At 65.4% G+C, this 24,785-nt stretch carries 22 protein-coding genes; 12 read left to right on the top strand and 10 right to left on the bottom strand.

Going from position 1 to position 24,785, the window contains the following annotated elements; all coding sequences use genetic code 11:
* Positions 1–25: 25 nt before the first annotated feature.
* From E3T37_RS00390 to E3T37_RS00375, 4 genes are all read left to right on the top strand, one after another.
* Positions 26–1,360, top strand: a complete 1,335-nt coding sequence (locus E3T37_RS00390; protein WP_134364883.1) for a nitrate/nitrite transporter — start codon at positions 26–28, stop codon at positions 1,358–1,360.
* Between the two features lie 230 nt (positions 1,361–1,590).
* Positions 1,591–2,919 (top strand): RNA polymerase sigma factor, encoded by a 1,329-nt coding sequence (locus E3T37_RS00385; RefSeq protein ID WP_134364882.1) that lies wholly within the window; start codon positions 1,591–1,593, stop codon positions 2,917–2,919.
* 8 nt (positions 2,920–2,927) lie between these two features.
* Positions 2,928–4,196: a MurT ligase domain-containing protein gene (locus E3T37_RS00380; RefSeq protein ID WP_134364881.1), complete on the top strand. Its 1,269-nt coding sequence runs from the start codon at positions 2,928–2,930 to the stop codon at positions 4,194–4,196.
* Positions 4,193–4,921: a type 1 glutamine amidotransferase gene (locus E3T37_RS00375; protein ID WP_134364880.1), complete on the top strand. Its 729-nt coding sequence runs from the start codon at positions 4,193–4,195 to the stop codon at positions 4,919–4,921. The genes E3T37_RS00380 and E3T37_RS00375 overlap by 4 nt, the downstream gene beginning before the upstream one ends.
* A gap of 66 nt (positions 4,922–4,987) precedes the next feature.
* Here the strand turns inward: E3T37_RS00375 and E3T37_RS00370 are convergent, their stop codons facing one another.
* Positions 4,988–5,224, bottom strand: a complete 237-nt coding sequence (locus tag E3T37_RS00370) for a hypothetical protein (protein ID WP_134364879.1) — start codon at positions 5,222–5,224, stop codon at positions 4,988–4,990.
* A 172-nt stretch (positions 5,225–5,396) separates the two neighbouring features.
* Between E3T37_RS00370 and E3T37_RS00365 the strand changes: the two genes are divergently transcribed.
* Positions 5,397–7,478, top strand: a complete 2,082-nt coding sequence (locus E3T37_RS00365; protein ID WP_134364878.1) for a type IIA DNA topoisomerase subunit B — start codon at positions 5,397–5,399, stop codon at positions 7,476–7,478.
* A gap of 41 nt (positions 7,479–7,519) precedes the next feature.
* Here E3T37_RS00365 and E3T37_RS00360 read toward each other — a convergent pair whose 3' ends face one another.
* Both E3T37_RS00360 and E3T37_RS00355 read right to left on the bottom strand, forming a co-directional pair.
* A complete protein-coding gene (locus tag E3T37_RS00360; protein WP_134364877.1) occupies positions 7,520–8,227 on the bottom strand; it encodes an SDR family oxidoreductase in 708 nt (235 codons plus the stop codon).
* 94 nt (positions 8,228–8,321) lie between these two features.
* Positions 8,322–10,796, bottom strand: a complete 2,475-nt coding sequence (locus E3T37_RS00355; protein ID WP_134364876.1) for a DNA topoisomerase (ATP-hydrolyzing) subunit A — start codon at positions 10,794–10,796, stop codon at positions 8,322–8,324.
* A 91-nt stretch (positions 10,797–10,887) separates the two neighbouring features.
* On the opposite strand from E3T37_RS00355, the gene E3T37_RS00350 reads away from it, so the two are divergent.
* Positions 10,888–12,033, top strand: a complete 1,146-nt coding sequence (locus tag E3T37_RS00350) for an alkaline phosphatase family protein (RefSeq protein ID WP_134364875.1) — start codon at positions 10,888–10,890, stop codon at positions 12,031–12,033.
* Between the two features lie 8 nt (positions 12,034–12,041).
* Here E3T37_RS00350 and E3T37_RS00345 read toward each other — a convergent pair whose 3' ends face one another.
* Entirely contained in the window at positions 12,042–12,602 is a 561-nt protein-coding gene (locus tag E3T37_RS00345) for a DUF3043 domain-containing protein (RefSeq protein ID WP_134364928.1), read from the bottom strand.
* 73 nt (positions 12,603–12,675) lie between these two features.
* On the opposite strand from E3T37_RS00345, the gene E3T37_RS00340 reads away from it, so the two are divergent.
* The 5 genes from E3T37_RS00340 (at position 12,676) to E3T37_RS00320 (ending at position 17,782) form a co-directional block, all read left to right on the top strand.
* Positions 12,676–14,097: a dipeptidase gene (locus E3T37_RS00340; RefSeq protein ID WP_134364874.1), complete on the top strand. Its 1,422-nt coding sequence runs from the start codon at positions 12,676–12,678 to the stop codon at positions 14,095–14,097.
* A 127-nt stretch (positions 14,098–14,224) separates the two neighbouring features.
* Entirely contained in the window at positions 14,225–14,581 is a 357-nt protein-coding gene (gene erpA, locus E3T37_RS00335) for an iron-sulfur cluster insertion protein ErpA (protein WP_134364873.1), read from the top strand.
* 160 nt (positions 14,582–14,741) lie between these two features.
* Positions 14,742–15,629, top strand: coding sequence for a cytochrome c oxidase subunit II (coxB, locus tag E3T37_RS00330; RefSeq protein WP_134364872.1), 888 nt, complete (start codon positions 14,742–14,744; stop codon positions 15,627–15,629).
* A 3-nt stretch (positions 15,630–15,632) separates the two neighbouring features.
* Entirely contained in the window at positions 15,633–17,360 is a 1,728-nt protein-coding gene (gene ctaD, locus E3T37_RS00325; protein ID WP_134364871.1) for a cytochrome c oxidase subunit I, read from the top strand.
* Complete coding sequence (locus tag E3T37_RS00320) at positions 17,360–17,782, top strand: cytochrome c oxidase subunit 4 (RefSeq protein ID WP_134364870.1); 423 nt, start codon at positions 17,360–17,362, stop codon at positions 17,780–17,782. Before ctaD ends, E3T37_RS00320 begins: the two co-directional genes overlap by 1 nt.
* 240 nt (positions 17,783–18,022) lie before the next feature.
* On the opposite strand, the gene E3T37_RS00315 is transcribed toward E3T37_RS00320, so the two are convergent.
* From E3T37_RS00315 to E3T37_RS00295, 5 genes are all read right to left on the bottom strand, one after another.
* Complete coding sequence (locus tag E3T37_RS00315) at positions 18,023–18,754, bottom strand: methyltransferase domain-containing protein (RefSeq protein WP_160140998.1); 732 nt, start codon at positions 18,752–18,754, stop codon at positions 18,023–18,025.
* Positions 18,755–18,893: 139 nt separating this feature from the next.
* The gene (locus tag E3T37_RS00310) at positions 18,894–20,513 is read right to left on the bottom strand and encodes a ubiquinol-cytochrome c reductase cytochrome b subunit (protein ID WP_174235660.1); all 1,620 of its coding nucleotides are present in this window, start codon (positions 20,511–20,513) and stop codon (positions 18,894–18,896) included.
* Complete coding sequence (locus E3T37_RS00305) at positions 20,510–21,583, bottom strand: ubiquinol-cytochrome c reductase iron-sulfur subunit (protein WP_134364868.1); 1,074 nt, start codon at positions 21,581–21,583, stop codon at positions 20,510–20,512. Before E3T37_RS00305 ends, E3T37_RS00310 begins: the two co-directional genes overlap by 4 nt.
* Before the next feature lie 57 nt (positions 21,584–21,640).
* Positions 21,641–22,453 carry a cytochrome c gene (locus tag E3T37_RS00300; RefSeq protein WP_134364867.1) on the bottom strand — a complete coding sequence of 271 codons (813 nt, stop codon included), beginning with the start codon at positions 22,451–22,453 and terminating at the stop codon, positions 21,641–21,643.
* A 22-nt stretch (positions 22,454–22,475) separates the two neighbouring features.
* Complete coding sequence (locus E3T37_RS00295; RefSeq protein WP_174235661.1) at positions 22,476–23,105, bottom strand: heme-copper oxidase subunit III; 630 nt, start codon at positions 23,103–23,105, stop codon at positions 22,476–22,478.
* A 144-nt stretch (positions 23,106–23,249) separates the two neighbouring features.
* On the opposite strand from E3T37_RS00295, the gene trpD reads away from it, so the two are divergent.
* The gene (gene trpD, locus E3T37_RS00290; RefSeq protein ID WP_134364865.1) at positions 23,250–24,302 is read left to right on the top strand and encodes an anthranilate phosphoribosyltransferase; all 1,053 of its coding nucleotides are present in this window, start codon (positions 23,250–23,252) and stop codon (positions 24,300–24,302) included.
* An 8-nt stretch (positions 24,303–24,310) separates the two neighbouring features.
* On the opposite strand, the gene E3T37_RS00285 is transcribed toward trpD, so the two are convergent.
* Positions 24,311–24,785 (bottom strand): FGGY-family carbohydrate kinase (locus E3T37_RS00285; RefSeq protein WP_241975903.1); only part of this gene is annotated, 475 nt, incomplete at its 5' end.

Genomic DNA, 24,785 nt, shown 5'->3' with positions numbered 1-24,785 from the left:
CCCGAGCGCGGGTAAGTTAGGGGCAATGAACTCGCGTCGGTCTTGGTTGGTCTTCTCCGTCGGATCGTTCGCCTATCTCTCAGCTGTCCTCCAGCGATCGTCTCTCGGGATTGCCGGCGTCGCGGCGACCGACCGTTTCGGCGGTTCGGCTGCGCTCCTGTCCAGCCTCGCCGTGGTCCAGCTCGTGGTCTACGCGGCCGCCCAGATTCCGGTGGGTGTCCTGATCGACCGCTACGGGCCGCGGGTGCTCGTGCTGACGGGGACCTCTCTGATGGCCGCCGGACAGGTCACGCTCGCGCTCGCCCCGAGCATCTCGATCGCCGTGGTCGGCCGCATCCTTGTCGGCGCTGGGGACGCCATGATCTTCATCTCCATGATCCGGCTGATCTCATCCTGGTTCACCGGTCGCAGCGTTCCGCAGCTTTCCCAGTGGCTGGGAAACATCGGTCAGCTCGGACAGGTGCTCTCGGCAGTCCCGCTCGCCTGGGTGCTGCACATCTGGGGGTGGACACCCGCATTCCTCTCGGCCGCATCCGTCGCTCTGGTTGCCCTGGTCGTCGGCATCGTGGTGATTCGGGACCAGCCGGCCGGCACGTCCGACCGGTTGAGGCCCACCAGCCTCGGTGAGGCACTGGCCCAGCTCAAACACAGCTTCAAGCGGCCGGGAACCCAACTGGGTTTCTGGTCGCACTACGTCACCCAGTCCGCCGGCACGGTCTTCACACTGCTCTGGGGCTTCCCATTCATGGTCTACGGGCTCGGTTACGACCCGTCCCTCGCCGCCGCGATGCTGATGGTCCTGGTCGGTGCGGGAATGGTGTTCGGTCCGGTCCTCGGAATCCTCACGGCGCGGTACCCGCTGCGCCGTAGCAACATCGTGCTCGGCATCGTCACGGTCATGGCGGTTGCCTGGGCTGCCGTGCTGCTTTGGCCGGGGCAGCCGCCATTCTGGCTGATCGTGCTGTTGCTGGTGGCCCTGGGCGTCGGAGGGCCGGGTTCGCTGATCGGCTTCGACTTCGCCCGGACCTTCAATCCCCAGCGCAGCCACGGCTCGGCGAACGGGGTGGTCAACGTGGGCGGGTTCACGGCCAGCTTCGTCATGGTCTACCTGGTCGGGCTGCTGCTGGACCTTCAGGACTCCTGGCGCGTTTCCGGGGGAGCGGCGAGTGATCTCTACTCACTCGATTCCTTCCGTCTCGCTTTTTCCGTGCAGTTTCTGGTCGTGGGGATCGGGGTTGTCTTCCTCCTGCGGACCAGGACACGCACCCGTAGCCAGCTGTCGCGCGAAGAGGGGATCGAGGTGGCTCCGCTCTGGGTTGGACTGGCTCGTGCATGGCGCCGACGACGGCGACCTGAATAGGCGCGGCTGGCTTGCCGCATACACAAAGCATGCAATAATTGTCAATAGGGCCCTTTCTGGTCCGGGGAACAGCGACATGAGTGTCAATGTAAATCTCCCGGGACTTGACATGGGTCCAAGTACTGCCCAAAATCCACACTGCCCCCGGTGCCCGTTCTGCCCGATCGACCCGGCTGAACCAGACCAGGCAGCGCCGCAGGTGTCCGCGCCACGGCATGAGAGGTGTTCGAATGGCAACCCGCAAGAAAAACGAGCCAGGCGACGAGTCCCCCGTGAGCACGCCGGCAGAGGCCCAGGCTGAAGTCGGCCAGACCCCGGAAACCGGTGCCGCACAGGCTGTTGCGAAGAAGCCGCTGACCAAGGCTGCCGCCGCCAAGCTGGCAAAAGCTGAAGCAGCAGCGGCCGCCGGAGAAGAAAAGCCAGCTCCGCGCAAGCGGGCCGCCAGCACGAAGGCCAAGGCAAAGCCGGCGGCCGACGAGCACGACGAGCACGCCCCCGGCGATGACACGGATGCCGACGACGATTCAGACGACGCCGCGAAGAAGCGTGCCGCATCCGCCGAGGCCCTGCCCAGCGGCGCCCTCGTCCTTTCCCTCGTGGATGATGACGATGAGGTCCCGGTTTACTCCAGCGCGATCACCGGAGCCACCGCCGACCCCGTCAAGGACTACCTGAAGCAGATCGGCAAGGTCGCGCTCCTGAACGCGGCCGAGGAAGTCGAACTGGCCATGCGGATCGAAGCCGGCCTCTTCGCCGAGGACAAGATGGCGCAGATGACCGACGCGGAGAAGAAGAGTGCCCTCGGGCGTGAGCTGCTCTGGGTGGCCAAAGACGGTGCCCGGGCCAAGAGCCACCTGCTGGGCGCCAACCTCCGCCTCGTCGTGTCGCTGGCCAAGCGGTACACCGGTCGCGGTATGCAGTTCCTGGACCTGATCCAGGAGGGCAACCTGGGCCTCATCCGCGCGGTCGAGAAGTTCGACTACACCAAGGGCTTCAAGTTCTCCACCTACGCCACCTGGTGGATCCGCCAGGCGATCACTCGCGCCATGGCCGACCAGGCCCGTACCATCCGCATTCCCGTGCACATGGTCGAAGTCATCAACAAGCTCGCCCGGGTCCAGCGCCAGATGCTTCAGGACCTCGGTCGGGAGCCCACGCCGGAAGAGCTCAGCCGCGAGCTCGATATGACGCCGGAAAAGGTCGTCGAGGTGCAGAAGTACGGTCGCGAGCCGATCTCACTGCATACCCCGCTCGGCGAGGATGGCGACAGCGAATTCGGCGACCTGATCGAGGACACCGAAGCGGTCGTTCCGGCGGACGCCGTCGGGTTCACCATGCTGCAGAAGCAACTGGAAAGCCTGCTCGATTCCCTCTCCGAGCGTGAAGCCGGCGTCATCCGGATGCGCTTCGGGCTCGGCGACGGGATGCCGAAGACGCTCGACCAGATCGGCGACACGTTCGGCGTGACGCGTGAGCGCATCCGCCAGATCGAGTCCAAGACGATGGCGAAACTGCGCCACCCCTCGCGGTCCCAGTCGCTACGCGACTACCTCGAATAGGAACCCCGGTGCTCTATGCACCGGCGATCCTGCTCGGGCGGGTCGTGCGGATACTCGCCCGTTGGCGTAAACCCGGCGGGGGATCAGCGGTCCCCGGCCTCGTGGTCAACCGGGTCGCCCCCGGGTTCCTGCCGCGGACGCTGAACAGCTTTCCCGGTGGGCTGATCATCGTCACCGGGTCGAGTGGCAAGTCGACCACGACGAAAATGCTGGTCGCGGCCCTGCGCGCGCACGGCACCGACGTCTTCACGAACCAGTCCACCGCCAATATCAGCCAGGGGCTCACGTCCGCTCTCCTCGAGCGGGTGAATCTGAACGGTAGGATCGCCGCGGACATGGCCGTGCTCGAAATGGATGAGGGCCACGGCGCCCTGATCTCCGGGTCTCTCGCTCCGCGCGTGGTCGCCCTGACCAACGTGATGGTGGACCAGATCGACCGATTCCACGATTCCGACATGGTCGCGGCGATGCTCGCGAAAATCGCGGCCCGCGCCACCGGGACGGTCGTTGTCAACGCCGACGACGGGTACCTCGCCGATCTCGCCGCGGGACTCGGCGCCGGAGTGTCGGTTGCCCGGTACGGAGTGTCCGCAGAGGTGCTGGCGGCCAACCCGCGCGGGCTTGGCTACAGCGCCACCGCTCACGACCGGCTCCCCGCGGAGTCCGGAATGCTCCTGACCCACATCGACGGCCGCAACGCCACCATCGCGATCGCCGGGCAGGACTACCCCGTCGGGTTGCCCTCACGGGGGACGCACTACGCCGTGGATGCCCTGACTGCTCTCGCCACCGCCCGGGCAGCCCTGGGCGATCGATTCGACCCCCGGGTGGCCGCCGAGGCAATCTCGACGATTCCGCCCGTCTTCGGCCGCGGCGAGATTGTCACCGTTCGCGGCCAACAGGTGGAATTCGTCCTCGTGCAGAATCCGGCCAGCTTCCAGCTCAACGTGGACAGCCTGGAACCCGGGACAGAGCAGATCCTGATCGCCATCGGCTCCGACGTGCGCGATCCGTCCTACTTCTGGCCCGTGAACACATCGGTACTCGGCCGCGTCCTCATCGCCTCCGGATCCAAAGCGCAGGACATCGCACTGCAGCTCGCCTATGACGACGTGATCGTCGAGCGGGTCGAGCCGGACCTGGGCCAGGCGCTCGATGACTTCCTGGCGCTGCCGAAACCGGCTGCCGGACTGAAAACGATCATCTTCTCCGCGGACTCGATGCGCCGAACCCGGGCCTACCTCGGGCTCGCCAGCAACAAGGAGGGCCAGGAGTGACGACGGCACTGACGATCGTGTCCCTGTTGCCCGAGCTACTGGGCACGAACGGCGACGCGGCCAACGCCCGCGTTCTTGCCCAGCGCAGCCGGTGGGCCGGCATCGATGCGCACGTCGTGGACGTACGCACGGTCGACGACCTGCCCGAGCGGGCCGATGCCGTGGTGATCGGCTCCGGTTCGGATTCCGACCTCGTCACCGCCCGAGACATCCTGGCGACGATGACCGGGCACCTGCGCACCTGGACGACCGAGGGCGTTCCGGTTCTGGCTGTCGGCACCGGGTGGGAACTGCTGAGCTGGGGAATCGAGCTCGCGGACGGCTCAGTGATCGAAGGACTGGGCATCGTGGCCGGGCGCGCCGTGCCGTTGGCCGCCCGGGCCACGGATGACGTCATCGTCGCCACGAAGCACGGTCGGCTGGTGGGGTTCGAGAATCACGCTCGCGGGTATGTCGGCGCGGAGGCGTCGCCTCTGGGCCGGGTCGAGTCGGGCACCGGAAACGGTGGAGGACTCGAGGGGCTCGTCATGGGCAACCTGGTCGGGACCCACCTGCACGGTCCCGTGCTTGCACGCAATCCCGGCCTGGCCGATCACCTGCTGCGCTCCGCGCTGGCCCGCCTCGGCCGCGCCTATACGCCCGGCGCGCACACGGTGGCGGTAGACGAGATAGCGCGGGCCGCGCGCAACCCGATCGCGGTGCGCCTGGGGCTCACGGCGGAGTAAAAAGCTACGGCGCAGGAGCATCCGTGATGCTCCTGCGCCGTAGCTTTGTTTCGTCGTGCGTTCGCTCTAGGAGCGTTGGTCCTCTAGGAGCCGACTCGACTCGTCGTGCCAACTCTCGGCAATGGCTGCGAGCTTCTCCTGGTGCTTACGGCCGTGGTGAGCGCAGAACAACAATTCGCTGTTGTTGACTACGACCCGGATGTAGGCCTGGGCTCCACAAGCGTCGCAGCGGTCCGCTGCGGTGAGCTGGTGGGGAGCCTTCTCTTGGCCGACTGCACCATTTTCGGTGGCGATCTGAGACATGGTTTCCTCCTCCAGACTGATACCAAGCGATACCAATGTTTGCTGTTCTTAATGTAAACACGCTCCTGCCCGGTAATCGAGCCCGGAGGACGCTATTTCGCTCACCGCGTAGCCCGCCTCCGAGGAGTGTTGATGAAAGGCCGAGGGGCCACAGTCGGTATTCTTGGAAGTTGTGAGCTCTTCTGACTATTCCGCGCGCCATCTGTCTGTCCTCGAGGGGCTGGAAGCGGTCCGCAAGCGTCCCGGCATGTACATCGGTTCCACCGACTCGCGGGGGCTCATGCACTGCCTCTGGGAGATCATCGACAACTCCGTCGATGAGGCCCTCGGCGGCTACGGCAGCGGGATCGACATCGTTCTGCACGCCGACGAGAGCGTGGAGGTCCGCGACACGGCACGAGGAATCCCCGTGGACATCGAACCCAAAACGGGTCTGACCGGGGTCGAGGTCGTTTTCACGAAATTGCATGCCGGTGGCAAATTCGGCAGCGGATCCTACGCCGCGTCCGGCGGGTTGCACGGCGTGGGCGCATCCGTCGTGAACGCCCTGTCGGAGCGCCTCGACGTCGAGGTCGACCGTGACGGGAAGACATGGGCCATGTCCTTCCACCGCGGCGAACCGGGCATCTTCGCCGACACGGGGGAGAAGAGTCCGGATGCTCCGTTCACCCCATTCGAGAACCAGAGCGAACTCCGAGTCATCGGCAAGGTCAAACGCGGCGTGACCGGCACCCGGGTCCGGTACTGGGCCGACCGGCAGATCTTCACGAAGGGTGCGGCCTTCCAAACCGAGGAGCTGCTCGAACGGGCCAGGCAGACGGCGTTCCTCGTGCCCGGGCTGGGCATCGACATCGCCGACCAGCGCACCGCAGACCACGTGTTCGAATCATTCAAATTCGACGGCGGCATTTCCGAGTTCGTCGACCACCTCGCGACGGATTCCCCGATCACCGACACCTGGCGCCTGACCGGACAGGGCAGCTTCTCCGAGACCGTCCCCGTTCTGACGGACAAGGGAGCGATGGTTCCCACGGAGCTGGTGCGGGACTGCACCGTGGACATCGCCCTCCGGTGGGGGACCGGGTACGACACCGTCGTGCGCAGTTTCGTGAACATCATCGCCACCCCGAAGGGTGGGACGCACCTGGCCGGCTTCGACGCCGGCCTGCTAAAGTTCCTGCGCGCCCAGGTCGAATTGAATGCGCGCCGCCTCAAGATGGGCTCGGACAAGCTCGAGAAAGACGACGTGATGGCCGGCCTCACCGCGGTTCTGACGGTGCGACTGCCGGAGCCGCAGTTCGAAGGCCAGACGAAAGAAGTGCTCGGCACCCCAGCCGTGCGGGCCATCGTGGCGAACGTCGTCGCCAAGGCAATGAACGAGCGTTTCGTGTCCACCAAACGCGACGACAAGACCCAGGCTGCGGTCGTGCTCGACAAGATCGTGGCCGAGATGAAGTCACGCATCTCCGCGCGGGCGCACAAGGAGACCCAGCGGCGCAAGAACGCGCTGGAGAGTTCTTCGCTTCCGGCGAAGCTGGTTGATTGTCGCAGCAACGACGTGTCCACCAGCGAACTGTTCATCGTTGAAGGTGATTCCGCGCTGGGCACGGCGAAGCTGGCCAGGGACAGTGAGCACCAGGCCCTCCTGCCCATCCGCGGCAAAATCCTGAACGTGCAAAAGGCCTCCGTGTCCGACATGCTCTCCAACGTGGAGTGCGCATCCATCATCCAGGTGATCGGAGCCGGCTCCGGCCGGAGCTTCGACCTGTCTGCTGCCCGGTACGGCAAGGTCATCATCATGAGCGATGCGGATGTCGATGGCGCTCACATTCGAACGCTGCTGCTCACCCTGTTCTTCCGCTACATGCGGCCCATGATCACCGAGGGTCGGGTGTTCGCGGCGGTTCCTCCGCTGCACCGGGTCGTGGTCATGAACCCGGGCACCAAGCCCAACGAGACCATCTACACCTACTCGGAGCAGGAGCTCCAGGGTGTCCTTGCCGGCCTGAAGAAGAGCGGCAAGCGGTATCAGGACCCGATCCAGCGCTATAAGGGACTGGGCGAGATGGACGCCGACCAGCTTGCCACGACGACCATGGAGCGCTCGCACCGCACGCTGCGCCGGGTGAGGGTCGCGGATGCCGAAATGGCCGGGAACGTCTTCGAGCTGCTGATGGGCAACGACGTGGCCCCACGCAAGGAGTTCATCATTGAGAGCTCCGACAAGCTCAGTCGCGACCGCATCGACGTCTGACCCGGTCGGCTGACGGCTGGCGGGCAACGCCGAGCGGGGGGTCAGGCGTCCTTCAGCTGGAAGGCCGTGCTCGGCAGATCTCGTTCGCCGCCGATGATGGCGTCGACCAGACGCTGCGCGACGGCGGCCGGCGGGTAGCCGGAGGGAAGGCGGGGTGCCGTCCCGGAAATCGGGTGCGTGGACAGGGCCGTCTCGGTATGGCCCGGTCGGGCATCAACGATCCGGATGCCGCTGCGCCGCAGTTCCCGGGCGGCGGCCTGGCCGAAGGCGGCCAAGCCGGCCTTCGAGGCGGAGTACGCGGCCAGGTTGGCGGTCGGGCTCTCGCTCACGACCCCGCTGAGGGTGAGCACGAACGGTTCGCGGCCCTGCTCGGCCGAATCGGTCAACGCCGCGCGCGCCGCTCGAAGCAGGCGGATCGGCGCCAGGGTGTTGACGGCGAACAGCTCCGCCAGCGTTTCATCGCTCACCTCCGTGGCCGGGCCGAACGCGACCACGCCGGACGCGTTCACGATACCGTCAAGGCGACCGTGCACGCCGACGGCGTCGGCGACGAGACCGACGATTGCCGCCGGATCGGAGAGATCGGCCTCGAGCACGGTTCCGTGGATGCCGAGCGCCGCCAGTTTCGTGCGGTCGCGACCGGTCAGGATGAGACGGGCTCCGCCCGCGTTGAGCAGCCGGGCGATCTCCCGGCCGAGTCCGCCGGAGGCACCGACAACGAGAATGGCCGAATCCGAGATGAGAGTCATTCCGTCACCCTAACCCAGCATCTTCTGCGCCAGAACGGCGCGGGAGAGACCGGGGCAGGGCCGGCGCCGACAACGACCACGGCGACGACGACTCTCAGGCGATCCGGGCCCCGATCGCGCCGATCACCGAATCGAGCATGGCCCCCGACGCGTCGCGTCGTGATCCGGAATCGGGGAGGACGCGCGGAGAACCGTCGGGCCCGACCGCCCGGGCCGGGAGCGGCCCGACCCAGGCGACGGAGATCGTGTCTTCGCCCTTCAGGAACCTTTGGGAGCGCACCCCGCTCGTCGCACGCCCCTTAGCGGGGTACTCGGAGAAGTCCGAGACCTTGGCGCTTCCGGGATCCGTGCCCGGGAGAGTGTGGCTTCCGGTGGCGACCGTGGCGACGACGGCCGTGGCAATGGTCTGCGGGGACAGGCTGGTGAAGAAGACAACGTGGACATCCGCGGCCAGTTTGATGCCGGCCATTCCGCCCGCGGTTCGTCCCTGGGGCCGCACGGTGCTTGCAGGGAAGCGCAGTAGCTGTGAATCGGAGGCGATGAAGACCAGTTCGTCATCCTCCGAGCCCTGCACGGCGCCGACGACCACGTCTGTGGGCTTCAGGGCGATGATCTCGAAGTCGGGCTTGTTCGCCCAGTCATTCACCGTGACCCGCTTGACGGTTCCGAGCCGGGTTCCGAGGGCGATAGATCGATCGGAGTCGAGGGAGACCAGCGCCAGAACCGACTCGCCGCGGTTGGGCAGGGCCAGGTAGTCGCTGACCTTGACCCCGGCCGCGAGCTGGATGGACGACGCGGGCATGACGGGCAGGTCGACGGGGGAGAAGCGGATCAGCCGCCCACGACTGGTGACCGCGCCGATCTCGGTTCTGCTGGTTGTGTCCAACGTGGACAGCACGGCATCGTGTTTGCTGCGGCGCTGGGCGGGCGTGATCCGATCCGGCAGCGCTGCGTCGTCGAGCGGACGATCCACCCGGGCAATCCGGCCGGTGGCGCTCAGGTACACGCGGGTCGGGCTGTCCGTGACCTCGAGGATGGCGGCCTGGCGCTTGGCGGCGGCCCCGGCGATGCTCGGTTTCGCCTCCGTGAGCAGCGTGCGGCGCGGGGTGCCGAACCGCTCCGCCACCGAGGCCAGTTCGTCGGAGACCAGTGAGCGGATGGCCGGTTTGCTGCCCAGCAGTTTCTCCAGGGCCGTGATCTCGGCCAGCAACTGGTCGCGCTCGGCTTCCAGTTCGATCAACGAGAACCGGGTCAGCCGCCGCAGGCGCAGCTCGAGGATGTACTCGGCCTGCACCTGGCTCAGATCGAAGACGTCGATCAGCCGGGTGCGAGCCTGTTCACTGTCCTCGCTGGCGCGGATGACCTGAATGACCTCGTCGATGTCGAGAATGGCGACGAGGAGCCCCTCCACGAGGTGCAAGCGCTCTTTCCTCCGCGCCAGCCGGTAGGCGGAGCGCCGGGTGACGACCTCGATCCGGTGCCCGATGTAGACGAGCAGCAGTTCACGCAGGCCCAGGGTCTGCGGCCCGCCGTCGACGAGCGCCACGGCGTTGATGTTGAAGGAGTCCTCGAGCGGGGTGACCCGGTACAGCTGCTCGAGCACAGCCTCGGGGCTGAACCCGGTCTTGATCCCGATCACCAGGCGCAGGCCCTTGGTGCGGTCGGTGAGGTCCGTGACATCGGAGATGCCGCTCAGCTTCTTGGAGTTGACCCCGTCTTTGATCTTCTCGATCACTCGCTCGGGACCGACCAGGTAGGGGAGCTCCGTGACGACGAGCCCAGCCTTCCGTGCCGTGATGGCTTCAACGGATACGCGCGCCCGGGTCTTGAAGCTGCCGCGGCCGGTCGCGTAGGCATCCTTGATGCCGGCGAGGCCGACAATGGTTCCGCCGGTGGGGAGGTCGGGGCCGGGGACGAACTCCATCAGGTCCTCGAGGGTGGCATTGGGGTGGGCCAGCAGGTGGCGGGCGGCTCCGACGACCTCGATCAGGTTGTGCGGGGCCATGTTCGTGGCCATGCCCACGGCGATGCCGCTCGCACCGTTCACCAGCAAGTTCGGGTACGCCGCCGGCAGCACATCGGGCTGGGTGAGCTGGTTGTCGTAGTTGGGCACGAAGTCAACGACGTCCTCGTCGAGGTTCTCAGTCATGGCCAGCGCCGGCGCGGCGAGGCGGGCTTCCGTGTAGCGGGGCGCGGCCGGGCCGTCGTCCAGGGAGCCGAAGTTGCCGTGGCCGTCGATGAGCGGAACCCGCAGGGTGAATGCCTGCGCCATCCGCACCAGGGCGTCATAGATGGCCGTGTCGCCGTGCGGGTGAAGCTTTCCCATCACCTCGCCGACGACGCGGGCGGATTTGACGTGTCCGCGGTCGGGACGCAGCCCCATCTCGCTCATCTGGTACAGGATGCGGCGCTGGACGGGCTTCAGTCCGTCCCTGGCATCGGGGAGCGCCCGCGAATAGATGACCGAGTACGCGTACTCGAGGAAGGATCCCTGCATCTCGGTGGAGACATCGACGTCCTCGATGCGCTCGGTGAAGGCGGCGGGTGTGGTGCTGTCTGAGCGGCTCATTCGTGGATTCTGCTGAGGCGCGCGTTGCGGGACACGCGCTGGCGGGTAGGCGCTGGATCGATCCGGCCACGTCTATGTCAGACTTGGCGCGATGCCATCCATGCTACCGGCCCGCCAATTCAGCCCTCTGCGCCTTGCCGACGTTCTCGCAAGTTCGCTGTCATCCGTTCTGGGCCGGCCGAACCCGCTGGGCCTCGGCCCGGCCTCGAAAGCGGTCGTGGTGCTCGCTGACGGGCTCGGTGTCAGCTCGCTGCGCGCCCGGGCCGGCCATGCCCGGTTCCTGAACTCGCTGCTGACGAAGACCAGCGTGGTCGACGGTGTCTTCCCGTCGACCACCGCCGCGGGGATTGCGACCCTCACCACCGGGGTTCCGCCCGGTCAGCACGGCCTCGTGGGCTACCGGGTGTTCGACGCCGAGCGCGACCGCGTCGTCAATCAGCTCACGGGCTGGGACGCGGGAATGCAGCCCGAAATCTGGCAACGTCAACGAACCGTCTTCCAGCAGGCCACGGATGCCGGCGTGCCCGGCTTCGCAATCGGCCCCAGGCGCTACGCCGCATCGGGGTTCACCCAGGCCGTGCTGCGCGGGGCCCGCTACGTCTCCGCGGAGAGCCTTGCTGACCGATTCGCAGCGGCCCGGCACCTGCTCGACACGGAGCCGCGCGCCCTGGTCTACCTGTATGTTCCCGAGCTCGATGTGGCGGCCCATGCCCAGGGCTGGGAGTCGGCCAGGTGGCTGGCCGAGCTCGAAACGCTCGATGGCGCCCTCGCGCGCTTCGCCGGGGGGCTCCGCGCCGACGAAGGCCTTCTGGTCACGGCCGACCACGGCATCGTCGACGTCCCCTCCACCCGGCAGGTGCTCTTCGACACCGTGCCGGAGCTGGTCGCGAACGTTCGTCATATCGGGGGCGACCCGCGCTGTGTCCAGCTCTATCTCGAACCGGGGCTCGGCGGCGATTCCGCGCAGGCTCTCGCCGACGCCTGGTCCGACGTGGAGGGGGCGCGAGCGTGGGTGTTCACGAGAGAGGACGCCATCCGGGCCGGACTGTTCGGGGAGATCGCGGCGGAGGTGCGCCCCCGCATCGGGGATGTGATCGTGGCCGCGCGCAAACTCGTGGCCTACTACGATTCCCGCGAATCGAATCAGTCCGCGCGCTCGATGGTCGGCCAGCACGGATCGCTGACCGACGAGGAACTCCGCGTGCCCCTGATCAGGTCAGGGGCCTTCTCGAACTGACCGAGCGGTCAGGACGGGTACTGGCCGCGCTTGACCTGGGGCTTGGGCAGACGCATGGGGCGCAGCTGCAACGCCCGCATCGCGGCATACCAGCGGATGCGCTCCGCTTTGGCTTCGCCGAACTTGGCCTTCACCTTGCGGGTGAGTGTGAAGCCGAGGATGACCGAGTCGACCACGGCGACCAGGAAGAAGGCCCAGAGCGCGAGAATGCCATAGGTCTGCACCGACGGGTCAGGGAAGAAGGTCAGGAGGATCACGAGGAACATCACCGGGATCATGAATTCGCCCACGTTGAAGCGGGCGTCAACATAATCGCGCGCGAAGCGCTTCTGCGGGCCGCGTTCGCGAACCGGGAGGTACTTCTCGTCGCCGGCAGCCATGCCGACCCTGGCCCGGTCCCGTGTCTCGGCCGCCTTGCCCCTGGCCTGCTTGGCCGCGAGCTTACGGTCGTCCGGAACCAGCGGGCGTCGGTTCAACGCCTCTTGCTGCTTCCGGCTGGGCGTCGCCTGCCCCTTGCCGGCGGACTGGCCGGCAGCGAGGCGGGCTCGCGTCTCGTCCGGGGTCTCCATGGATGGTTGTGCGTCTGGGTTCACAGGCTTAGCCACATCAGTTCCTTGCAATCGATTGGCTTAAGATTACCTGATGACCGATATTCGAGAAACAGAGCCCGCGGCAACCTCCCCGGGCGCCTCGGCGCTTCGCACCGCCGTTGAGCGTGGCCTGCCCACGACCATCGCTGACCTGTGTGCCCTCGTCCGGATCCCCTCGGTATCCTGGGACGCTTTCGACGCTGCACAGGTAACTGCCAGCGCGAACGCCGTCGCCGCCCTCGTCCGTGACACCGGGGTCTTCGAGTCGGTCCAGGTCAAGAGGGCCGGCATCCCCGGGGGATCCGGCCTGGGACATCCGGCTGTTCTGGCCACCCGCGCAGCCCGCAACGGGCGCCCGACCGTTCTTCTGTATGCCCACCACGACGTGCAGCCTCCCGGGCAGGACGCCGACTGGGAGTCGAACCCGTTCGAGCCGACGGTGCGCGGGGACCGCCTGTACGGCCGCGGCGCCGCGGACGACAAGGCGGGCGTGCTGGCACACATCGCCGCGATTCGCGCGCTGGTTGAAGCAGAGGGGCCGGAGTTCGATCTCGGACTCGCTGTCTTCATCGAGGGCGAGGAGGAGTTCGGCAGCCGTTCGTTCGCCACCTTCCTCGAGGAGAATCGCGACTCCCTGCGCGCGGACGCGATCGTCGTCGCCGACTCGAGCAACTGGGACATCAACACGCCGGCGCTGACCACCGCGCTGCGCGGCAACGTCACCTTCCGGCTGACCGTGCGCACCCTCGACCACGCCTCCCACTCCGGCATGTTCGGGGGAGCGGTGCCGGATGCCATGATGGCCACCGTCCGCCTTCTCTCCACCCTCTACGCCGACGACGGGTCCGTGGCTGTCGCCGGACTCACCAGCCACGATGCACCCACCCCGGACTACCCGGTCGAGCAATTGCGACGGGAAACCGGTCTCAGCGCGGGCGTCGAGCCGATCGGCCACGGATCCGTGCTCAGCCGGATCTGGTCGCAGCCGGCGATCACCATCACCGGGATCGATGCTCCCTCGGTGGCCAACGCCTCAAATACGCTCTCTCCCGCCGTCTCCGTCCGGATCAGCACCCGGGTCGCCCCCGGACAGCCGGCCCAGGAGGCCCTGGTGGCGTTGGAAGCGCACCTCAGAGCCCACGCGCCGTTCGGTGCCCGTGTCGACATCGATGATGTCGACACGGGGGAGGCCTTCCTGGTCGACACCGGCGGCTGGGCCGTCACCGAGACCCGGAGCGCCATGGCCGAAGCCTGGGGAGTCGAACCGGTGGACATCGGAGTGGGCGGATCCATCCCGTTCATCGCCGATCTCGTGCGAGTCTTCCCCGAGGCCCAAATTCTCGTGACCGGCGTCGAGGACCCCGATTCACGGGCGCACAGCCCGAACGAGTCCCTTCATCTGGGCGTGCTCAAGCGGGCGATCCTCAGTGAGGCCTTCCTGCTCGGACGGCTGAATGACCGTTCAGTCGACTGAACCTGCCCGGCCGCGGAAATTTCGGGAATGCCGGGGAAGACTTATCGGTTTCCCTCGGTAGAATCTCGGTGAGAAACAACGGGAATCTGGCCCGCTGACCAGCAGCGAGAAAGCAACGAGGAGCACCATGACCGACACACTCAGCACCAGTACGGCGGCCCACGGCGTGGGTCTCAGCGCGACCGCGGCCGCGAAGGTGAGGAGCCTCCTGGCCCAGGAAGGCCGTGAGGATCTACGCCTGCGCGTTGCGGTGCAGCCCGGCGGCTGCTCGGGACTCATCTACCAGCTCTACTTCGACGAACGGGTCCTCGAAGGCGACGCCCTCGTCGACTTCGACGGCGTCGAGGTCGTCGTCGACAAGATGAGCGTGCCGTACCTGGATGGCGCGTCCATCGATTTCGAGGACACGATTCAGAAACAGGGTTTCACGATCGACAACCCGAACGCCGGTGGAAGCTGCGCCTGCGGGGACTCCTTCAGCTGATCCCCGGCCGCGGGACGGGCTCGCAAATCGTGTGACTAGAGGCGAATTTGTTACCTCTGCGGGCGCGTTCCTGCACAACCCACGCCCTCCCTCCCAGTAGGCTGGGAACCTATAAAACACTTCCAATGGAGTGTCGTCGAGTCCCACCGAAAGGTAACTGGTGCGCAAAAACCATCGTCTCCGATGGGCTGCAATTCCGATCGCAGCGTCGTTGGCCGTAGTTCTCGCGGGGTGCACTCAAGCCCAGCTTCACGGCTTCCTCCCCGGCTTCGAAGAAGGTCAGCCGGCGGTGACAAACCAGACCGAACGGATCAGTGGCCTGTGGACCACGTCCTGGATTGTGCTTATGATCGTCGGCCTCATCACCTGGGGCTTGACCATCTGGGCAGTGGTCGTCTACCGCCGCCGCAAGGGCCAGACCGGTCTCCCCGTGCAGCTGCGCTACAACATGCCGATCGAGATCTTCTACACGGTCGTTCCCTTGATCCTGGTGGTCGGTTTCTTCGCCTTCACCGCGCGGGACCAGGCTGCGATCGAGGCTCGCTTCGATGCCCCGGACATCAAGGTTGAGGTCATCGGTAAGCAGTGGGCATGGGACTTCAACTACGTGAATGAAGACGTCTTCACGACCGGTGTGCAGGGACAGCCTGACCTCGAGGGGGCCAAGGGGGCCCTGGTCGAATCGGAGATCCCCACGCTCGTCCTTCCCGTCGGCCAGAAGATCGAACTCGCGCTCGAATCCCGCGACGTCATCCACTCCTTCTGGGTCGTTGACTTCCTGTACAAGAAGGACATGATCCCAGGCAAGACCAACTACATGTCGGTCATCCCGGAACGAATCGGTACCTACTCGGGCAAGTGCGCCGAACTCTGCGGAGAGTACCACTCGTTGATGCTGTTCAAGGTCGAAGTCGTCTCCCAGGCCGACTACGCCACCTACATCGACTCTCTCCGTGCTGCAGGAAACGAGGGCCAGGTCGATAATGACTACAAGCGCAACTCGAATCTTCCGGGCACATCCGCCCCGACGGCTCAGGAGGGCAACTAAGCCATGAGTACAACCACTGCTCCCACAACGCCGGCCGCCACTCGTCGCCCCACGGGAGTCGAGCGCAAGGGCAACGTCCTGGTCAGATGGATCACGTCCACCGACCACAAGGTCATCGGGTACATGTACCTGATCACCTCCTTCGTCTACTTTTGTCTGGCCGGCGTCATGGCCCTCGTCATCCGCGCGCAGCTCTTCGCGCCCGGTCTCGAGGTCGTTCAGACCAAGGAACAGTACAACCAGCTCTTCACCATGCACGGCACGATCATGTTGCTCATGTTCGCGACACCGCTCTTCTTCGGCTTCGCGAACTCGCTGATGCCGCTTCAGATCGGCGCTCCGGACGTGGCGTTCCCTCGTTTGAACGCATTCTCCTTCTGGGCGTTCTTCTTCGGCAGCCTCGTTGCCGTCGGCGGATTCCTCACCCCGCAGGGGGCGGCGTCCTTCGGCTGGTTCGCGTACCAGCCGCTCGCCAGCACGACCTTCTCACCGGGTGTCGGCGGAAACCTCTGGATGGTCGGTCTCGGCCTCAGCGGGTTCGGAACCATCCTCGGCGCCGTGAACTTCATCACCACGATCATCACCATGCGTGCGCCCGGAATGACCATGTTCCGAATGCCCATCTTCACCTGGAACACGCTGGTCACCTCGATCCTGGTCCTGATGGCGTTCCCGGTTCTCGCTGCCGCCCTTCTGGCTGCCGCGTCCGACCGCATCTTCCTGTCGCACATCTACGACCCGGCCAACGGCGGTGCCATCCTGTGGCAGCACCTGTTCTGGTTCTTCGGGCACCCCGAGGTGTACATCATCGCGCTGCCGTTCTTCGGCATCGTTTCGGAGGTCTTCCCGGTCTTCAGCCGCAAACCGATCTTCGGGTACAAGACGTTGATCTACGCGACCATTTCCATCGCCGCGCTGTCCGTCGCCGTCTGGGCCCACCACATGTACGTCACAGGCTCTGTGCTGCTGCCGTTCTTCTCTCTGATGACGATGCTGATCGCCGTCCCGACCGGGGTGAAGATCTTCAACTGGATCGGCACGATGTGGCGCGGATCACTGACCTTCGAGACCCCGATGCTCTGGGCGCTCGGCTTCCTGGTCACCTTCACCTTCGGTGGCCTCACCGGAGTGATCCTGGCATCGCCCCCGCTCGACTTCCACGTCTCGGACACCTACTTCGTCGTCGCCCACTTCCACTACGTCATCTTCGGCACCGTGGTCTTCGCGATGTTCAGCGGGTTCTACTTCTGGTGGCCCAAATGGACCGGCAAGATGCTCAACGAGAGCCTCGGCAAGTGGCACTTCTGGTTCCTGTTCATCGGTTTCCACACCACGTTCCTGGTGCAGCACTGGCTCGGAGTCGTCGGAATGCCGCGTCGCTACGCGTCGTACTCGCCTGAGGACGGTTTCACCTGGATGAACCAGGTGTCGACGATCGGGTCGGTCATTCTCGCCGTGTCGATGATTCCGTTCTTCCTGAACGTGTACATCACCGCTCGCAAGGCGCCGCTCGTCACGGTCAACGACCCGTGGGGCTACGGTGCGTCGCTCGAGTGGGCCACGTCCTGCCCGCCGCCGCGTCACAACTTCACCTCGATTCCGCGCATCCGTTCCGAGCGTCCGGCGTTCGACCTGAACCACCCTGAGGTCGCGATGCCCGTCGGAATCGGCCCCGGCAAGGATGCTCCGGACTCGCCCACGTATGACGCGATATCGAAGAAGGTCAAGTAATGAGAGCCAACGTCAACCTGCTGTGGATTCTCACGGGGTTCTTCGTCGTCGTTGCGACCGCGTACACGGTCTGGGGTCTCATTGACCCGAGTCAAGGGCGAGTGGAGTGGGCCGGAACCTTCGTCCTGAGCCTCTGCGCAGTGTTCGTCGCGTTCGTCGCGTTCTATCTCAGCCGAGTGCATGGCGCCCAGGGCGGCGAGCTTCCCGAGGACCGTCTCGACGCGAACATCGATGACGGCGACCCAGAGGTTGGTTTCTACAGCCCCTGGAGCTGGTGGCCGATCCTGCTCGCAGGTAGCGCCGCGCTGCTTTTCATGGGACTCGCCGTCGGGGTCTGGATCTCGATCATCGCCCTCGGCATCGGCATCATCTGCCTGGTCGGTTGGGTCTACGAGTACTACCGCGGGAACTTCGCGCGTTGATCTGATTCACGGGTTCCCACACGGGGATTCGGCGGCGTCCGGGACACTGTCCCGGACGCCGTTTTTGCGTTTTCCCGAGACGGCATCCGCGCCGGGTTCGCCACTTCCGGTCGACTTCGCCCCGCACACCTGCCGAACTCGACCGGAACAGGCGAGCTCGGTGGTGGCGCGCCAGCAACATTCGGGCCTCGGCGCCTGGCGCTGACTGCGGCAGACCGGTGGGCGCTGCACGCGCGGCGCTCATCGCGACGGGTAAGCCAGCCGCCGGAAGCTCAACAGGTGGAACGCGGCGGTCACCGTCTGCACGGCGCTGAGCTGGTCCGTTAGAGCGCCTGCATCGGTGTGGTGGGCAGAGGGCCCCATGCCGATTAGAGCTGCGATCTGGATCGGCTCCAGGCTGAGCGTCGAGCACAGGTCTTCTGCGGCCTCCAGTCGGAAGAAGGGAGCCAGAGTCTCGACGAGGTGGGCGACCTTGTTGGACGGCACGTCCAGGGCCAGCCCGGCCTGCCGGAGCTCACGCAGGTGGCGCTCCTGCGGCACGACGACGGCCAACAGGCCGTCATCCGTGAGGATTCGATGGAACTCGGGAGGATTACGGGGGGCAAAGACGTTGAGGAGCACGTCGGCTGCCCCGTCCCGCACCGGCAGGGGAGACCAGACATCCGCTACCAACCCGTCAACGCCGCTCTGACCGGCGACCGTGCGCCCCACGGCGGAGGGGGAGAGATCCATGCCCAGGACACGTATGCCGGGAACCCGGTCCAGAATGCCCCTCAGGTAGTAGCCGGTGCCGCAACCGATGTCGAGGAGACGGCCGGGGTGCTCTGCCGCGACCCGGTCCGCGATTCGGTCACGGAGTGGGTCGTACCATCCCGTGCCCAGGAACAGGTCCCGGGCATCGACCATCGCGATGCTGTCGCCGATCAATCGTCGTGCCTGGCCGGCGAGGGAAACGAATCCGCGCTTGTTCACGTCGAAGGAATGGCCGGCGTCACACTTCAGGACGAGGGCACCGCCCGGATGAAGGGGGAGAGAACAGTTCGGGCACCGAAGCCACTCCGACAGGGTCTGGAGGGACATCGATGCCCGTTCTGTTGTTGTGATGGAGGGCCTAGTGGTGATCCCCGTGTGCCTGCTCGAGTTCTGTATTGTTCACCGGTGCAATCCGGTCCTCGAAGAACCAGCGAGACAGTCCGGCGCGCGCCTTCTGCCCAACGGTGATCTTGCCATCGGCGTTCGGGCGGATCATCAGGGGCTTGTAGTCGTTGTAGCTGACCAGTTTCCAGCGATCGTACTCGTCGACGGGCTGGTGCACCTCGATGTACTCGCCGCCGGGCAGGCGTACGATGCGACCCGACTCGTAGCCGTGCAGGACGATCTCCCGGTCCTTCTTCTGCAGGGCAAGGCAGATGCGCTTGGCCACGAAGAAGGCGATGAACGGTCCGACCAGGACGAGGAACTGCATCGTGTGGATGACACCCTCCATCGTCACCGAGAAGTGCGTGGCGATGATGTCGGAGGATGCGGTTGCCCACAGGGCGGCGTAGAAGGTCACGCCGGCCGCGCCGATGGCGGTGCGGGTCGGGGCATTCCGAGGGCGGTCCAGGATGTGGTGCTCACGCTTGTCGCCGGTCACCCACGCTTCGATGAAGGGGTAGATCAGTACGACGAGGATGAACAGGCCGAGGCTGATCAGCGGGATCAGGATGTTGAACGACCAGGTGCGGTCGAGCCAGACGAACTCGAGTCCCGGCGGAATCAGGCGCAGGGCGCCGTCAGCGAATCCGATGTACCAGTCAGGCTGCGTTCCGGCGGAGACGGGGGAGGGGTCGTACGGGCCGTAGTTCCAGATCGGGTTGATCGTGAACAGCGACGCCATCAGCATGACCACGCCGAAGACGATGAAGAAGAATCCGCCGGCCTTCGCTGCGTAGACCGGAAGTACCGGGTAACCGACCACGTTCTGGTTGGTGCGGCCCGCTCCGGGGTACTGCGTGTGCTTGTGGACGACCACGAACAGGAGGTGCATCGCGATCAAGGCAACGATGATGGCCGGCAGTAGCAGAATATGCAGCGAGTAGAGACGCCCGACAATCTGTTCGCCGGGGAACTCGCCACCGAAGAGAAGGAACGAGATCCAGGTGCCGATCAGGGGGATTCCCTTGACCATTCCGTCGATGATGCGCAGACCGTTGCCGGAGAGAAGGTCGTCGGGGAGGGAATAGCCCGTGAATCCTTCCGCCATGGCCAGGATGAACAGGATGAACCCGATGATCCAGTTCAGCTCACGGGGCTTGCGGAAGGCACCCGTGAAGTAGATGCGCAGCATGTGCAGGCCAATAGCCGCCACGAAGAGCAGGGCCGCCCAGTGGTGGACCTGGCGCATGAGCAGTCCGCCACGGATGTCGAAGGAGATGTCGAGCGACGAAGCCATCGCCGCGGACATCTCAACACCCTTGAGCGGCATGAACGAACCGTCGTACTCGACCGGCGTCATGGAGGCGTGGAAGAAGAAGGTCAGGAAGGACCCGGACAACAGGATGATGACGAAGCTGTAGAGGGCCACCTCACCGAGCAGGAAGGACCAGTGGTCCGGGAAGATCTTCCGACCCAATTCCTTGACCGCCGTCGAGATGCTGGTGCGCTCGTCGATGTAGTTTGCGGCGGCGCCGGTCAGGCCGCCGGACTTCTTGGTCTCGACCAATTCAGTGGTCGTCGTTGCAGTACTCAATGCCGCTCCCAGAAGCTCGGTCCGACGGGTTCAGTGAAATCGCTCTGTGCGATGAGGTAGCCCTCTGAGTCTACCGCGATGGGCAGCTGCGGAAGCGGGCGTTTGGCCGGCCCGAAGATGACCTCACAGTGGTTGGTGACGTCGAACTGCGACTGGTGGCACGGACACAACAGGTTGTGCGTCTGCTGCTCGTACAGCGCGACGGGGCATCCGACGTGCGTGCAGATCTTGGAGTAGGCCACGATTCCGTCATACGACCAGCCCTTGCGTTCGGGCAGCTCGTTCAGGTCTTCGGGCTTGAGGCGCATCAGGAGAACGGCTGCTTTGCCCTTCTCTTCCAGTTTGCCGTGCTCGAGGTCCTGGAGGCCCTCGGGAATCACATGGAATGCGGAGCCCAGGGTGACGTCGGAAGCCTTGATCGGCGTACCGGTCGGGTCGATCGCGAGGCGGGTGCCCGCCTTCCACATGGTGTGGCTGAGAAGTGCGGACGGGTTGGTGTCCATCGGGCCGAGGCCGCGGAAGAGCACAACAGCGGGCAGCGGGAAGGCGATCAGCGCGCCGATGAGGCTGTTGCGAATGAGGCTGCGGCGTCCGATCCCGGACTCCACATTGGCCTCGTGGAAGATCTCGACGGCTCGCGTGCGGGTCTCGTCCGTTCCTCGGACGGGATGACGCTCGTCAATGCCCTCATGGTCGAACATCAGCGCCTTGCCCCAGTGCACCGCCCCGATGCCGATGGCCATCAGCGCCAGGGTGAGGCCCAGCCCGATGAACAGGTTGTTCAGGCGAACGGAACCAGGGTCTTCCGGGATGATCGGGAACACCATGTACGCCACGATGGCGAACACGCTTCCAACGATCGACAGGTAGAAGAGCGTGTAGACAGTGCGCTCGGCCTGACGTTCTGCGCTCGGGTCGAGGTCGGTGACACGTGGGCGGTGCGGAGGAAAGCCCGGGTTGGCCACGGCGTCGCGAACGACTACGGCGGTGCCTGCGGGAGCCCCCTCATGCCCGACTGTCGACGAGTCAGCAGCGGTCAGGTCCTTCCCGCTGTTATCGTCCTTGGCCATTATTCTCCTTCATCGGAAGTTCTGTGTGAGACATGTTGTATGCGTGAGCGTCGACGGTCAGTTCGACTTCGCTGTGATCCACACCGTTAGGGCGACGATCGAGCCGAGGCCGAAGATCCAGAGGAACAGGCCCTCTGATACCGGTCCGAGAGAGCCGAGTGCGAGGCCGCCGGGAGAGGGGGTCTTCTCCAGGTACTTGAGGTACGTGATGATGTCCCGCTTGCTCTCCGGGGAGATGTTCATGTCGTTGAACACGGGCATGCTCTGCGGACCGGTGACCATGGCCTCGTAGATGTGGGCCTCGGTGACACCCTTGAGGTTCGGGGCGTATTTTCCGGCCGTCAGGGCCCCACCGGCGCCGGCGACGTTGTGGCACATGGCGCAGTTGATGCGGAAGAGCTCGGCGCCGTTGGCAGCGTTACCCTCGGCGTCGAGGAGACTCGCGTCCGGCTTACCCGGTCCCGGGGCCAGGGACGCGACGTAGGCGGCGAGCGAGGCGATCTGCTCCTCCGTGAACTGCACCTTCTTCTTCTGGGCCTGCGGTCCGTTCATCTGCATGGGCATGCGACCGGTGCCGACCTGGAAGTCGACGGCTGCCGCGCCGACGCCGATCAGGCTGGGTCCGCTGCCGGAGCCCTGTGCGGCAAGTCCGTGGCAGGTTGCGCAGTTGGCGGCGAAGAGCTTCTGGCCCTCGCCGACCGTCTGCTGTGACGTGGCGTTGGTCTCGGCGCTAGCGGTGCTCGTGCTGAACGCTGCGTACGCACCGCCGGTGAAGAGGAGGCCGATCGCGATGAGAGCGACACTGGCCAGTGGACTGCGGCGCCCGGCCTTGCGGCCTCGGGGCTGCTTGGGGGTGTTAAACGTGGTCATACGTGTTGTCCACTCCGAGTTTCTATTTAAGTACGTAAATGACGAGGAAGAGACCGATCCACACAACGTCGACGAAGTGCCAGTAGTAGGACACCACGATCGCGCTGGTCGCCTCTTTGTGGCCGAAGTTCTTGACGGCAAATGCACGTCCGATGACGAGCAGGAACGCGAGGAGACCTGCGGTCACGTGGATGCCGTGGAACCCGGTGGTGAGGTAGAACGCGGAACCGTAGGCGTTGCTGGCCAGCGTCACGCCCTCGGAAACGAGGGTCGCGTACTCGAACACCTGGCCGGAAACGAAGATCGCACCCAGGGCGTAGGTGAGGAAGAACCACTCGACCATGCCCCACTGGCTCGGCTTCCAGCCCGTCGACCTGGACTGAAGACGCTCCGCCGCGAAAACACCGAACTGGCAGGTCACGGAGGACGACACCAGAATGAGCGTGTTGATCAGCGCGAACGTGAAGCCGTGCTTCGCGGTCTCGGCCTGCCACAACTCCGGCGAGGTCGATCGCAGAGTGAAGTAGATGGCAAAGAGCCCGGCGAAGAACATGACTTCGCTGCCCAACCAGACAATGGTGCCAACAGCCACGCTGTTTGGCCGGTTAACAACGGGCGCATTGACCGTATAAGAAATTGAGGGGCTCGTCACCGTTCCATTATGGCCGATTTCCGCCCCGGATATTCTCAACCGGGCATGCCTGTCGCGCTTTTGTTCGAATGACTACCGGATCGAAACAAACCGGCCCTCATCGCCGAATTCTGCATGGGGGATCCTTCTCGCTAAAATTGATTCATGCTTGAAATTCAGTCTTGGCCGAACGTCATCAGCGCGCTGCTCTCCGGTGAGGATCTAAGCGTGTCAGACGCGGCGTGGAGCATGGAACAGGTCATGCTCGGGGAGGCGACGCCGGCGCAGTTGGCCGGCTTTCTGGTGGCCTTGCGGGCCAAGGGAGAAACGGTCGATGAAATCGTCGGTTTCCGGGACGCGATCCTCGACTATGCCGTGCCCTTACCGGTGAACCCCATGGCACTGGACATCGTCGGCACGGGCGGTGACCGGTTCGGCACCGTCAACATCTCCACCATGGCGTCGATCGTGTGCGCAGGGGCGGGAGTGCCGGTGATCAAGCACGGGAATCGAGCCGCAAGCTCGGCTTCGGGCGCCTCGGACGTCTTGTCGGCGCTCGGCATCGATCTGACCATGTCCGCGGAGAAGGTGGCCGAGACGCTGGAAACGGCCGGGATCACGTTCGCATATGCGGCAGGCTTTCACCCAGGTTTCCGTCACGCTGCGGTTGCCCGCCGAGAACTGGGCATTCCGACCGTGTTCAACTATCTCGGTCCGCTCTGCAATCCGGCTCGACCGGAAGCGTCTGCGGTCGGCGTCGCCGCCCTCGACCGGGTTCCGCTCATCGTCGGCGTGTTTCAAACTCGAGGCGCGACGGCGCTCGTCTTCCGCGGGGACGACGGTCTCGATGAGCTCACCACGACGGGTCACAGCCACGTGTGGGAAGTATCGAGGGGCCTCGTGACGGAGCACGACATCGATCCGCGCGATTTGGGCCTTCGTCGGGCCAGGATGAGTGAGCTCGTGGGCGGTGATGCGGAGCACAACGCCGCCGTCGTGCACTCGATGCTGGCCGGCCAGGACGATGCGGTGCGGGAAATCGTCTTGCTGAACGCGGCAGCCGGCCTGGTGGCCTTCGATCTCGCGAACGATCCCGCACAGGCGCAGGTCAATATCCTCGACCGGTTCCGCACGAAAATGGCCGTGGCCGCGGAGTCTGTCGACTCCGGGGCGGCCACGGCCAAACTCGCCGCCTGGGTCGCGTCCAGCCAGGCCTGAACCGGGCTCTAGACGACGTCCTCGTCGACCCAGCCGAAGGTCTTGGTGACCGCCTTCTTCCAGTTGCGGAGCTGACGGCCGCGCTCTTCTTCGGACATGCTCGGCGTCCAGCGGCTGTCTTCCTGCCAGTGGGACCGGAGCTCGTCGAGGTCGCTCCAGAAGCCGACCGCCAGCCCGGCCGCGTAAGCGGCGCCGAGGGCAGTCGTCTCGGCAACGACCGGGCGCACCACCGGCACTCCGATGATATCGGCCTGGAACTGCATCAGGAGGTTGTTCGCGATCATCCCGCCGTCGACCTTCAGCTCAGCCAGGGGCACGCCGGAGTCGGCATTGACCGCATCGAGGACTTCCCTGGTCTGGAAGGCCGTGGCTTCCAGGGCCGCGCGCGCGATGTGGCCCTTGTTCACGTACCGGGTCAGTCCGACCAGTGCGCCGCGGGCATCCGCACGCCAGTACGGCGCGAACAGGCCGGAGAAGGCGGGA

Origin of the sequence: Cryobacterium sp. TMT2-10 (genome assembly GCF_004403075.1) — a bacterium.
Taxonomy (GTDB): domain Bacteria; phylum Actinomycetota; class Actinomycetes; order Actinomycetales; family Microbacteriaceae; genus Cryobacterium; species Cryobacterium shii.
The sequence above is the reverse complement of the archived record's forward strand: the minus strand, read 5'-3'. Positions and strand labels throughout refer to the sequence as shown.

Coding starts and splice junctions, on each gene's coding strand:
- E3T37_RS00300 (WP_134364867.1), bottom strand. CDS start 22,453: ATGACCACGTTTAACACCCCCAAGCAGCCCCGAGGCCGCAAGGCCGGG.
- E3T37_RS00390 (WP_134364883.1), top strand. CDS start 26: ATGAACTCGCGTCGGTCTTGGTTGGTCTTCTCCGTCGGATCGTTCGCC.
- trpD (WP_134364865.1), top strand. CDS start 23,250: ATGCTTGAAATTCAGTCTTGGCCGAACGTCATCAGCGCGCTGCTCTCC.
- E3T37_RS00350 (WP_134364875.1), top strand. CDS start 10,888: ATGCCATCCATGCTACCGGCCCGCCAATTCAGCCCTCTGCGCCTTGCC.
- E3T37_RS00305 (WP_134364868.1), bottom strand. CDS start 21,583: ATGGCCAAGGACGATAACAGCGGGAAGGACCTGACCGCTGCTGACTCG.
- ctaD (WP_134364871.1), top strand. CDS start 15,633: ATGAGTACAACCACTGCTCCCACAACGCCGGCCGCCACTCGTCGCCCC.
- E3T37_RS00340 (WP_134364874.1), top strand. CDS start 12,676: ATGACCGATATTCGAGAAACAGAGCCCGCGGCAACCTCCCCGGGCGCC.
- E3T37_RS00320 (WP_134364870.1), top strand. CDS start 17,360: ATGAGAGCCAACGTCAACCTGCTGTGGATTCTCACGGGGTTCTTCGTC.
- E3T37_RS00370 (WP_134364879.1), bottom strand. CDS start 5,224: ATGTCTCAGATCGCCACCGAAAATGGTGCAGTCGGCCAAGAGAAGGCT.
- erpA (WP_134364873.1), top strand. CDS start 14,225: ATGACCGACACACTCAGCACCAGTACGGCGGCCCACGGCGTGGGTCTC.
- E3T37_RS00345 (WP_134364928.1), bottom strand. CDS start 12,602: ATGGAGACCCCGGACGAGACGCGAGCCCGCCTCGCTGCCGGCCAGTCC.
- E3T37_RS00355 (WP_134364876.1), bottom strand. CDS start 10,796: ATGAGCCGCTCAGACAGCACCACACCCGCCGCCTTCACCGAGCGCATC.
- E3T37_RS00385 (WP_134364882.1), top strand. CDS start 1,591: ATGGCAACCCGCAAGAAAAACGAGCCAGGCGACGAGTCCCCCGTGAGC.
- E3T37_RS00360 (WP_134364877.1), bottom strand. CDS start 8,227: ATGACTCTCATCTCGGATTCGGCCATTCTCGTTGTCGGTGCCTCCGGC.